This window comes from Halorubellus litoreus (assembly GCF_055378595.1).
The window spans coordinates 1,280,953-1,292,257 of the sequence record NZ_AP043836.1 but is presented as its reverse complement, the minus strand read 5'-3'; the positions used below and the strand labels follow the sequence as shown (position 1 = coordinate 1,292,257).

The window sequence follows — 11,305 nt, the reverse complement described above, 5'->3', positions numbered from 1 at the left end:
TCCACGACTACCCACAACCAATGAGCGACACACCACTGACGGAGCAGTCCGACACACAGCGAGACCGAACCGACGACTGTCTCGCGATCGGTAGTATCGTGAGTTCGAACAGCCACATGGATTACACGGTCGAAATCTACAACGAGACCGACCGCGAGCGCGCCCCTGCCCCTGACGAGTGTGGGTTCGGCCAGCCTGTGTTCATCAAGAAGACGATCCGAGGAGACGAGTACATCGTGATGGGCGTCATCTACGACACCCAGCTGGTCGATCCCGACCAGGGTCGGTCCGGTCCGCGACTCGCACAGGGTGACCAACCGCAGTTCACACCGGGATACGTCGAGGAACGGACCAAGTTTGCGGGGGTCGCATTGTTGGGAACTGCGGAGGTTACCGAAGATGGGACAATTGAGAACTCCAGCCACCAGATGCCGCGGTGGACTCTCGCGGTCGAGGATATCGTCGAGCAGTGCCCAGACGGCGTAACCCGCGACTTCCACTCCACTGAAGACGGCCGGCTTCAACTCGCGTACATCGAACGCCTGCTAGACGTCGCCGGTCCACTCGGTGCTGAGGTGACACTGGCACTGGTGGGACGCCTCCGTGACTCGTTCCCCGCGGAGGAACACCAGCGGGTTCTGAACGTCATCGAGAAGGATGTCCGGTGGCAGTCGTCTGTCGACCGGGGGGGTGATGCGATGAGTACACCATCCACCTCGTCCGCGAGGACCGGGAGCGATGGAGATCTTATCGGTACCGTAGCTGGCCCAGGAGATGGCCCGAACGAGTTCTTCATCGTCACTCCGGACGAGCAGGCGGTGAAGACGGGTGAGTTCATCACATACTCGGTGACTGTCGAGGGGACGCCTCGAGATGTCATCGCTCGCGTGACCAATCGGGAGCAGGCGCGGGGACTCCCCGAGGCGTTCATGGCAGACCCCCATGTCGCGCCGGAGGCCGTCGCTGGAACGCTTGGAGTCCCGACAGAGGACATCGACCTCTATCGGCTCGAAGCCACTGTCATCGGTTTCTACGACACCAAAATGGAGACGTTCTCCAACCCGCGCCAACTTCCGCGGCCGGGAACGCAGCTTCGCACTGCCCCTGACGCGATGTTGGAAGCGGTCCTCCCGAACCTCGGTATCGGTGCCGAGAACGCTCGCACCGAGAGCGGAGAAGTAGACTTGAGTTCGGTCGACGTCGCCACGCGAGATGGACTCGCCCACATGGGATGGTTACTCAATCGCGAAACGGGTGCCGTAGACGTCCACGTCCCCATCGACGAATTCGCTGCGACACACCTGGCAATCCTCGCGTCCACTGGCTCTGGGAAGTCGTACACTGCCGGTGTCCTGATGGAAGAGATGATGAAGCCAGACGTTCGGGCGTCACTGCTGGTGTTCGATCCACACGGGGAGTACGGGAGTCTCTCGGAGATTCGAGGAGAGGAGAGATTTGCTGGCGAAGATGGGTACCGACCCGAGGTCGAGTACTTCAATCCCGAAAACCTCCGCATCCGGATTTCGGAATTGAGCGTCGGAGACGTCATGGCTATTCTGGACAACCCCAGCGACCGGATGCAGGAACGACTCGCCGGAGGGTGGCGAGCAATGCAACAACGCGAGTCTCGCACGTGGGGTGTCGATGAGCTGCTGGATGAGATGCGGAACCAGTACGGTCCAGATGATGCAAGTGTCGGAGCACTGGAGTGGCGTCTTCGACGCTCAATCCAGCGGAACGAGCTGTTCACGACGGACGTGAACGTCCCGCTCGATGACTTGGTTGCTCCAGGACGATGTACAGTCCTCCAGATGGACACGCTGAGCCGTCGTGACCAGCAGATGATCGCGACGGTACTTCTCCGCCGCCTGTATCAGGCACGACTGGCTGCCGTTCGTGAGCGCGGTGACGATCCGAACTTCGACGGCGACATCATCGACTTCCCGCTGTTTTCCCTGTTCGAAGAGGGGCACAGATTCGCGCCAGCGACCGGTGATGCCCCCTCGTTGGGTATCATGCGGACGATCACCTCCGAGGGTCGAAAGTTCGGATTCGGACTTGGAATCATCAGTCAGCGTCCATCCAAAATCGACCAGGACGTCCTCTCACAGTGTGGGACACAGGTTACGATGAAGATACAGAATCCGACCGACCAGAAGGCGATCGAGAGCAGCGTCGAAGCTGCTGGTGAGGACGTCCTCCGCGAGTTGCCAGGTCTCACTCCGGGACAGGCAGTCGTATCGGGAGATGCCATGAATACCCCTGTTCTGATTCAGGTCCGTGAGCGTCACACCCAACATGGTGCCGACAGCATCCCTGCGACACAGAGATGGCGAACTGCGAACGAGCAGCGACGAGAACAGCCAACACGTTCTGAAGGGGCGGATATGGGTGGTGGTGAGTCTACTGGTGATGTTGACCTGTTGGGCGATGGCTGACTTTCTTTTGTCCGAATCTGCAAATGTCACGAAGTCTGGATAACTCTCCCGCGTGCCTTCTTTTTAGTATTCTGACGACCTCTGGGAGACTATGTTCGACAGATTCACTAGCATCTTTGGCACTGGTTCTGACGTCCCGGAGTTGATTATTGGTCTTGGATTGGAGGACTGGTACAAAGACCTCGATGAGAATCAGCGACAGAAGCTCCGTCAACATAGCACCTTCTTTGGGACTGGTGGCGAAACCAACCTCCTCGAAGTGGGGAGACGGGAGACGTCTCAAACGGCACAGGAGTATCTGAAAGGGGTCGGTTCTACCGCAGCCAACGAAGGTGATTATGACTTCGCAGAAATGGTTCTACTGACAGCGCTTGAGCGTGAAGATGGGTCTGCCACAAGCACCCATTTCACGTATAACGAGCTGATTGACGTTTATTACAAACAACGCGATAGCCGAGAGGATGCTATTGAGAAATGCGTTGAGTGCTGCGAAAAAGACATTCAGATTGCTGATGAGTTCGTTAGGGAATTTGGTGAGGTTCCTAGAATTCCTGCATTCAAACGCTTAGCAATTATTTATGAAAAGCAAGAGAGGTACGAAGAGGCCCTTGATGTCTGTGACAAAGCACTCGAAATAGGAACAACCGACGGCACGAAAGGCGGCTTCGAAGGTCGCAAAGAACGGATTCAACGAAAGATGAATTGATGTAAGCTGAACTCAATTTGGGTGCCCTCTCTAACACGGTAGATCTGAGTGCTAATTAAATTGAATCAGATGGATTTGCCCTCAAGAGATGTGTGACTGGGCGAAGGAGAATCTGAGCAGTGCGTCTTTTTCATCAGGTGTTAGTGTTTCGGGGGCCCTTGGTCCGTGAGTGGAGGGCTTCGGTCTCCGGCGGCAAGTTCGACATCTATAAATTAGAGTAGGTCGGCATTTGGAATTTCAGTTCAATACCGGGAGGCGGCATAGCCTTCTCGGTTCACATGCCGGAACGACAACCCCCGTAGAGAGGGGTTCGTTCGCCGGTTCTACGAACGGGGGTGAGTTGGTGGTGTTCCGGAACGTTTTCGGGTGCGTTCTGCTGATGGTGGGTCGTGCAGTGGGTGGTTCGGGGTGGTGGGTTCGTGGCGTTGGTGGGGACGGCTCTGGCGTTGGTTGCTGGGGCGGTCGTGGAGCCGGTGGTGTCGGTGGCGTCGGTGGGCGTTGGTGGGTGGGTGGTGGTCGTCGGTGGTGTGGTCGTGGGTGCGGAGGGTCGGTCGCTGTTCGGTGACGGCGATGGTCGTGTGGTGTTCGGTGGCGGGGAGGTGCTGGCGCGTGGGGGCGTGGTGGAGGTGGTGGCTGTTGCGGGTGCGGCTGCGGTGACGTACGCGTTGAGCGTGCATGCTGGGTTCGGCCCGGTTCTCGCGTCGGCGGTCGTCGGGCTCGTGGCGGGGGTCGTGTTCTCGGACGTCGATGCGGCGGCGTACTGTGGGTCGTTCGTGGGGATGGTGTCGCCGGTGGTGTTCCCGTCGGTCGGGGTGGTCCTGGTCGCGGGATTGGTTGCGGGTGTCGGGTTCGTCGCGACGCGGGAGTCGTTCGCTGGGTTCGGTGGGAAGCTCGGGACGCTGGCGCTGTTCGGGTGTGCGTCGACGGGACTGGTGTTGGGCGTGGAGTACGCGGCGGCGAGTGGCGTGCCATGGGCGAGTGCGGTCGTGGTGGTGCCGACGGCTGCGGTCGCGGCCGTGCTCACTGCGGGCTTGAGCCAGCGGTTCGGGCTCGGTGCGGTGGTGGCGTCGGCGGTCGTCGGGGTGGTGGCTGGCGTGACGCTTCCGGTCGTCGTCGATGGTGGCGGGCGGTTGGCGGCGGTCGCGTTCTGCGCGTCGTTCGTCGGGATGTCGTCGCGCGAGCGACTCGGGAGCGCGCGCTCGGTCGGGGCCGCTGGCGTGGTGTGCGGGGTCGTGTTCGTCGTCGTCGCACCTGCGTTCGCCGGCGCGGGCGGGAAGCTCGGGACGACCGCGTTCGTCTCCTGTCTGGCGGTCGCGGGCGGCAGTCGGTCGGTCGCGGCGGTCCGCGAGCGCGTCGCCGACGCCACGTAGCGCGCGCACACCGTGGCTTTCGGGAACGCGAACGGTTTTCGGTGTTCGTTCGCTTGCGCTACACATGAGCGAGCGTGCTTCTGGGTTGTCGCGGTTGAAGCGACCGTTGTTGTACGTGATGGGACCGCTGTACGTGCTGGCCGGTATCACGCACTTCGTGGCGCCGGACGCGTACGAGCGCGTGGTGCCGCCGGGGTTCCCGCGGCCGCGCGAGCTCGTGTACGCGTCGGGGGTCGCGGAGATCGCGCTCGGTCTGGGCGTGCTGCATCCGGAGACGCGGGAGGCGTCGGCGTGGGGGCTCGTCGCGCTGCTCGTGGCGGTGTTCCCGGCGAACGTCTACATGGCGGTGGACGACGAGGCGGTCGATGAACTACCGGGGGGTGTCGAGCCGTCGGACGCGGCGCTGTGGGCGCGATTGCCGCTCCAGGCGGTGCTGGTGGCGTGGGCGTGGTGGTACACGCGACCGATGGAGGACGCTGCTGACGCGACCGACGAGTCGGCCGCGTAGACGCGTCAGGTCGGCGCTGCCGACCCGGCCGCGCTGTGGGCCGTGCTTTCTCGGTGTCGGAGCGCGTACCGTCGCGTATGATTCGCGTGTTCGTGAGCGACGGCATGGGGATGCTGGAGGGACTGGAGTCGATGGTCGGCGAGCACTCGAGTGGCGACGTCGAGTTCGTCTGGGAGGTGGTCGACGAGGTGGATGCGCTGGCGTCGGCTGCGGCGGACGCGGACGTACTCGTGGTCGGCCCTGATGCGCCGGTGACCCGGGCGGTCCTCGAGGCGGTCGAGCCGGCGGTCGTGGTGCGCGCTGGCGTCGGCGTGGACAACGTGGACGTGTCGGCTGCCCAGGATTTGGGGGTGGTGGTGACGAACACGCCGTCGTACTGTCGCGAGGAGGTGGGCGAGCACGCGCTGGCGTTGACGCTCGCGGCGGCCCGCCGGCTCTCGACGTACGACCGGTCGACGCGGGCGGGCGAGTGGGACTGGGGAGCGGCTTCGCCGCCGCGACGGCTCGCGGCGTCGACGGTGGGGTTCGTCGGGTTCGGCGCGATCGCGCGGTCGGTCGCGTCGGCGTTCGTGGCGTTGTTCGACGAGGCGGTGGCGTACGACCCGTACGTGGACGCGGCGCTGGCGGCGGAGCACGGCGTCGAACTCGCGGACTTCGAGGGGGTGTGCGAGCGCGCGGACGCGCTCTGTGTGTTCGCGCCGTTGACCGAGGAGACGCGCGGGCTCGTCGACGCGGACGCGCTCGCCGCCCTCCCCGAGGATGCGGTCGTCGTGAACGTCGGCCGTGGCGCTATCGTCGACGATGCGGCGCTCGCGACCGCGCTCGACGACGGCCCGGTCGCGGCGGCGGCACTGGACGTCCTCCCGACGGAGCCACCGGTGGACTCGCCGCTCGTCGGCCGCGACGACGTCCTCGTCACGCCGCACGCGGCGTGGTACTCGACGGAGGCTGCGAGCGACCTCCTGGAGACGGTCGCCGCGACGGTCGCCGCCGTCGTCGACGGCGACGCGGTTCCGGAGCGCGTTCGCGTCGCCTGACCGCGACGCCGGCAGGTCGTCGAGGGCTGTCGAGGTTTTTGTCGCTGGCGAGCGTGTCCGTTCGCATGACGCGCATCGCGCTCATCGCGCACGACGACGAGAAGCCCGAGATGCTCGACTTCGCCGCTGCGCACGAGTCGTACCTCTCGACGATAGATATCGTGACGACGGGGACGACCGGGGAGCGCATCCGCGACGAGGTCGGGTTGGACGTCGACCGGAAGGCGTCGGGCCCGATGGGTGGCGACCTCCAGATCGGGGGGATGGTCGCGGAGGGCGCGCTCGACGCCATCGTCTTCCTCCGCGACCCGCTCACCGCCCAGCCGCACGAACCGGACATCTCCGCGCTCCTCCGCATCTGCGACGTGCACGACGTCCCGTTGGCGACGACGCGCACCGCGGCGGAGTACGTGCTCGCGGGCGTCGCCGCCGAGGACGACGTCACCCTGGACGCGTAACCGGATTCGGCCGGAGCCGTCGCCCGGTTCAGTCGGAGCCGTCGCCTGATTCGAGGTCGGCGAGCGCGTCGTGCAGGCGGTCGCTGGCGTGCGTGCCGTGGATGAGGTGCGCGGCGCCGGTGGCGGTGGCGGCGTTCCACCAGCGCGCGAACCGGCGGCGGGCGCGGAAGCGCGAGGTCATGGCGACGGCGGTCCGCCACGCGCTCGTCCGGCATTCGTCGATGGTGACGACGGTGAGCCACTCGTCGACGCGACCGAGGTGGTCGTCGACGGCGGCGATACCGGGGGCGTCGCGTGCGGCGAGCGCGTCCTGGGTGTCGTCGACGAGGCCGTGGATGACGTCGATGACGGCGTCGTGGTCGGCGCGGCGCGTCCGCCGGTCGGTTTCGATGCCGGCGTCGACGAGCGCGAGCGAGAGGTCGTAGTTGATGTGCGCGTTCACGCCGAGTGCGGCGTCCTGCGCGACGAGGCAGCGGTCGGCGCGCGCGGCGTCGAACGCGAGCACCCACGGCGCGGGAACCGTGTCGACGCGTCCGGTCTCGTAGCGGTGGACGGCGCGCCGGTAGTGGTTCGCGAACGCGACGAGGTACGCGCGCACCCACTCGGGGTCCTCGAACTCGCCGCGCTCGATTCGGTCGGCGACTGCACCCGTCATCCGCGCGTAGATGGAGAGGAACGTCGCCCGCCTGTCGCCGGTCGCCGCGAAGCGCTCGCGGAGCGCGACGAGGCGGTCGTGGGCGTCGTCGACGTCGACGTACGCGTCGGCGGTGAGCGCGAGCACCTCGGAGTCGGCGCCGACGGGTCGGTCGCCGTCGCCGGGCACGCCGTCGGCGTCGGTGGGTTCGAGGCGGTCGCCGGTCGGCGTGGGCGTGCGGACGTGCGTCGCGGCGGCGCGGAGCGCGCGCCGACGCCGCGACCTCGGTGTCGCGCTCGAGTACATACCACGTACAGACGCGCAGTCGGCATAACGATGCGTGTCGACGGCACCGCTGGGAGGGCTGGGAGCGCCCGGTCAGTCGTCGCCGGTTTGAGGTGGGCGCCCGGTCAGTCGTCGCTCGTTGGACGTGCGAGCGGCGGCGTCGGGGCGTCCGCGTCGGCGGCGAGCCAGGCGCGACAGAGCCGCCGGAATTCGGCGTCCGTGAGTGCGTCCGCCTCGAGCTGTCCGGCGGCGGCGTGGACGTCGCGGTCGGTCGCGCTGCCGCGTTCGAGGACGCGCTGGAAGACGTCCGCGACCACCGGGACCTCGCGGTCGCCGTCGACGTCGACCTCGCCGCTGGCGGTCGCGACGGTCCCGTCGAACGCGAGCGTGGCGCCGTCGCTCGCGTCCGCCGGGAGGTTTACATTATACGTAAACCTCCGGGGTTGCCGGTCGTCGCTGTCGGTCAGGTCGCTCTCGTCGCTGGTGGCGGACCGGCTCTCGTCGCTGGTGGTGGACTGGCTCTCGTCGCTGGCGGTGGACCGGCTCTCGCCGCTGGTGGCGGACTGGCTGGCGCGCCCCCAGAGGAGGTAGCACTCGTCGTCGGCGTCGACGACGCGGACGGGCGTCGGCGCGACCGCCTGCGGGGTGATGGGGCCGGGGGCGTGCTCGTGGAGGAGCACGCGGTCGGCGGTCTCGTGGACGGTGACGGTCACGGTGAGCGTCCCGTCGGGGGCGGCGACCACGTCGTCGACCCGTCGGACCGCGCCAGCGCGCCGGTCGCGCGACGCGGTCGGGGTCGCCTCGACGAACCCGCTCGCGGGGAACTCGCCGGATGCGGTCGCGTCGCCGGCGGTGCTGCGCGAGCCGGTGGCGTCGGTGGTGCTGCGCGAGCCGGTGGCGTCGGTGGTGCTGCGCGAGCCGGTGGCGTCGGTGGTGCCGCGCGAGCGGGTGTCGTCCGCGAGTGCGTCGCCGCGGCCCGTCCAGCGCGCCCAGAGCGCGAGGGCGCTCGGGAGGACGAACACGCTCGCGAGGAACGCGTACGCGATGGTGAGCGCGGTGATGACGCCGAACGCCTGGAGGAACGGGAGGAGCGCGACCGTGAGGACGCCGAACCCGCTCGCGGTCGTCGCCGCCGACGACAGGAGCGCGCCGCCGGTCCCCGTGACGCTCTCCTCGAGCGCCGCGTCCACGTCGCCGGACGCGTCGAGTTCCTGCACGAACCGCTCGCCGACGTGGATGCTGTAGTCGATACCGAGCCCGATGGTGAGGCTCGTGATGAGGCCCGTGACGATGTTGAACGGCACCTCCAGGAACCACATCGACCCGAGCACCCACGTCACGGTGAACGCGACCGGGAGGACGACGACCGCGCCGAGCGTCGCCGTCCCCTCGGTGAACGCGTACGCCGCGGTGAGGAAGACGAGCGCGGCGACGAGCGCCACCACGAGCCCCTGGACGACCGTGTCGAGCAGCTGGTCGGCGGTGACGGCGTTGATGACGACCGACCCGGTCGCCGTCGCCGTCACGTCGCCGTCGGTCGCGCCGCCCGCGCCGGCCGCCGCGGCGCCCTCGACGCCGTCCTCGACGTCCGCCGCGAACCACCGGAGCTGATCGGTGACGACGGCGTCCTCGGCGGCGCCGTCGACGGAGACGGTCGCGACGAGCGCGTCGTACTCGCCGCCGTCGGTCCGATGGAGGACGGTCGCGGCGTCGTCGGGCGCGACCCCGTAGAGCGCGTCGTAGACCGCGGTCACGTTCTCGTCGGGGACGCCGTCGTCGTCGGTGTCGGACGCGTGGAACGTCGCGTTGAACGACTCGTTCGCGGCCGCCGTCTCGCGCATCACCGTCAGGGGCGTGCGGACGGCCGTGTCGCCGTTCGGGTACGTCGCGACGACGGCCATCGTCGACGCGTTCTCGGTCGCCGCGTCCAACCGGTCGAGCGTGCCCGCGCTGGCGACGTCGCCCTCGACGAGCACCGTGCCCTCGGCGTCCTGGCGGACGAACCGGTCGTTCAGGACGTCCATCCCGGCCTTGGCGGTGTAGTCGCCGGGCGCGAACGGCTCGGGGAGGTCCTTCAGCCAGTCGGCGGGGTCGTCCGCGAGGAAGTCCTCCTGCGCGAAGCTCGTGTCCACCTGCGTCGCGCCGTACGCGCCACCGGCGCTGACGAGGACGGCGACGACGATGACGGCGACCGGTGCGCGCCGCGCGATGCCGGCGCTCGCCTGGAGCGCCCGGCGGACGACGCCGTCCGCGGCACCGATGGCGGCCCCGCCCGGTGCGTGGCCGCGCGATGCGAGGAACTCGTCGAGCTCGGTCTTCACCGCGGGGACGAGTGCGCCGAAGACGACGAGCGTCGCGACGATACCGATCGCGCTCACGACGCCGATCTGGCGGAACACCGACAGGGGGCTCGCGAGGTTCGACAGGAACCCGATGACGGTCGTCCCCGTGACGAGGACGAGCGCGACGCCGACGCTCCCGAGCGCGGTCGTCATCGCCTCGCGCGGCGACGACCGCTCGTCGCCCGTGCTTTCGGTGGTCTCGGTGCTGTCGGTGCGCTCCTCGCGGTACCGCATGACGACGTGGATGGCGTAGTCGATACTGAGGCCGATGAGGAGGACGACGACGATGATGAACGGCTGGTTGAACGCGATGCCGACCCAGCCCATGACGCCGAACGTCCACACGAGCACGAGGCCGACGCCGAGGACGCCGAGGACGACGTCGACGAGGTCGCGGTACGCGATGACGAGGACGACGACGACGAACAGGAGCGCGAGCGGGCCGACGAGCGTGAGGCTGTCGGTCATCGACGCGTCCGTCTCGTCGGCGACGACGCCGTTCCCGAACACGAGGTACGAGGTCGCGTCGTCGCCGTGGGCGTCGCCGATGCTCGCCATCGCGAGTTCCGCGTCGACGAGCGACTGCGGGGCGTCGCTCGGCGCGGTACCGGCGCCGTCGGTCGCGTGCACGGCGACGAGCAGCGTGGCGTTCGCCTCGGTGTCGCCGGTCTCGTAGTCGGTCGGCATCAGCGAGAGCGCGCCGCCGCGCTGGCTCGCGTCGCCGAGGACGCGCTCGAGGACGCCGTCGACCTCGGTCTCGTTCAGTGCGGCGAGCGCGTCGCGTTGCTCGGCGAGCGACGGGTCGACGCCGTCGCGGAGCGCCGCGGCGTCCGCCTGGAGTGCGGCGTACTCGGCGTCGAGCACGCCCTGGGTGCCCTGCTGGTAGGCGGTCTCGCGCGCGGACTCGCTCGCGGAGTCGTTCCGGAGGGTCGCGGCGGCGTCCGCGAACGTCGCGTAGTCGCCGGTGAGGTTCGCGCTCGCGTTCGCCGCGACGGCGTCGTACTCGGCGCGAACGCTCGCGTTCGGGTCCGCGTCGAGGGTCGCGAGCGCCTCGTGGAGCGCGCGACTCGTCTCGTTCAACTCGCGCTCGCGGGCGTCGAGTTCGGCGCGCCGGTCGTCCGCGTACGCGGTCGTCGCGGCGGCGGTCGCGACGCTCCGGGTCGCGTCCGCGCCGTCGAGCGACGCGTTCACGGTCTCGTTCGCCGCTATCGCGGCCTGGTAGTCGAGCGTGGCGAGCAGCGAGTCCCTCGAGAGGACGTTCTCGCCGCGGACGACGACCTGCGAGACGCTCCCGTTCCCGTTCTCGCGTTCGAAGTTCGTGTCGACGTAGTCCTGCGCGTCGGCCTCGTCGGTGTCGGTCTGGAACTGGTCGAGCGACGTCTCCTGTTCGACGAGCGGGACGCCCGCGCCGACGACGAGCGTCGCGACGAGCAGGACGGCGACGACGAGGCGACTGTGCTCGGTGATCCCAGCGGCGAGCCCGCGGATCATTGCGGCCCCTCCGTCGCGGCGACCCCCGACTTGCTG

At 67.8% G+C, this 11,305-nt stretch carries 8 protein-coding genes; 6 read left to right on the top strand and 2 right to left on the bottom strand.

What is annotated here, in order from left to right; genetic code table 11:
* Positions 1-20: 20 nt before the first annotated feature.
* The 6 genes from ACZ48X_RS10645 to ACZ48X_RS10620 all read left to right on the top strand — a co-directional run bounded on the left by ACZ48X_RS10645 (position 21) and on the right by ACZ48X_RS10620 (position 6,517).
* Entirely contained in the window at positions 21-2,438 is a 2,418-nt protein-coding gene (locus ACZ48X_RS10645) for an ATP-binding protein (protein ID WP_336351016.1), read from the top strand.
* 91 nt (positions 2,439-2,529) lie between these two features.
* Positions 2,530-3,144: a tetratricopeptide repeat protein gene (locus ACZ48X_RS10640; protein WP_336351015.1), complete on the top strand. Its 615-nt coding sequence runs from the start codon at positions 2,530-2,532 to the stop codon at positions 3,142-3,144.
* Positions 3,145-3,533: 389 nt separating this feature from the next.
* Entirely contained in the window at positions 3,534-4,514 is a 981-nt protein-coding gene (locus tag ACZ48X_RS10635) for a hypothetical protein (protein ID WP_336351014.1), read from the top strand.
* Positions 4,515-4,578: 64 nt separating this feature from the next.
* Entirely contained in the window at positions 4,579-5,022 is a 444-nt protein-coding gene (locus tag ACZ48X_RS10630; protein WP_336351013.1) for a DoxX family protein, read from the top strand.
* Between the two features lie 77 nt (positions 5,023-5,099).
* Positions 5,100-6,059 (top strand): NAD(P)-dependent oxidoreductase, encoded by a 960-nt coding sequence (locus tag ACZ48X_RS10625; RefSeq protein WP_336351012.1) that lies wholly within the window; start codon positions 5,100-5,102, stop codon positions 6,057-6,059.
* Between the two features lie 65 nt (positions 6,060-6,124).
* The gene (locus ACZ48X_RS10620) at positions 6,125-6,517 is read left to right on the top strand and encodes a methylglyoxal synthase (RefSeq protein ID WP_336351011.1); all 393 of its coding nucleotides are present in this window, start codon (positions 6,125-6,127) and stop codon (positions 6,515-6,517) included.
* 28 nt (positions 6,518-6,545) lie between these two features.
* Here ACZ48X_RS10620 and ACZ48X_RS10615 read toward each other — a convergent pair whose 3' ends face one another.
* Entirely contained in the window at positions 6,546-7,457 is a 912-nt protein-coding gene (locus ACZ48X_RS10615; protein WP_336351010.1) for a DUF5995 family protein, read from the bottom strand.
* Between the two features lie 104 nt (positions 7,458-7,561).
* Positions 7,562-11,269, bottom strand: coding sequence for an efflux RND transporter permease subunit (locus ACZ48X_RS10610; RefSeq protein ID WP_336351009.1), 3,708 nt, complete (start codon positions 11,267-11,269; stop codon positions 7,562-7,564).
* Positions 11,270-11,305 lie beyond the last annotated feature (36 nt).

Excerpts from the sequence above, each read along its gene's own strand:
- ACZ48X_RS10645 (WP_336351016.1), top strand. The coding sequence starts at position 21 with ATGAGCGACACACCACTGACGGAGCAGTCCGACACACAGCGAGACCGA.
- ACZ48X_RS10640 (WP_336351015.1), top strand. The coding sequence starts at position 2,530 with ATGTTCGACAGATTCACTAGCATCTTTGGCACTGGTTCTGACGTCCCG.
- ACZ48X_RS10630 (WP_336351013.1), top strand. The coding sequence starts at position 4,579 with ATGAGCGAGCGTGCTTCTGGGTTGTCGCGGTTGAAGCGACCGTTGTTG.
- ACZ48X_RS10625 (WP_336351012.1), top strand. The coding sequence starts at position 5,100 with ATGATTCGCGTGTTCGTGAGCGACGGCATGGGGATGCTGGAGGGACTG.
- ACZ48X_RS10620 (WP_336351011.1), top strand. The coding sequence starts at position 6,125 with ATGACGCGCATCGCGCTCATCGCGCACGACGACGAGAAGCCCGAGATG.
- ACZ48X_RS10615 (WP_336351010.1), bottom strand. The coding sequence starts at position 7,457 with ATGTACTCGAGCGCGACACCGAGGTCGCGGCGTCGGCGCGCGCTCCGC.
- ACZ48X_RS10610 (WP_336351009.1), bottom strand. The coding sequence starts at position 11,269 with ATGATCCGCGGGCTCGCCGCTGGGATCACCGAGCACAGTCGCCTCGTC.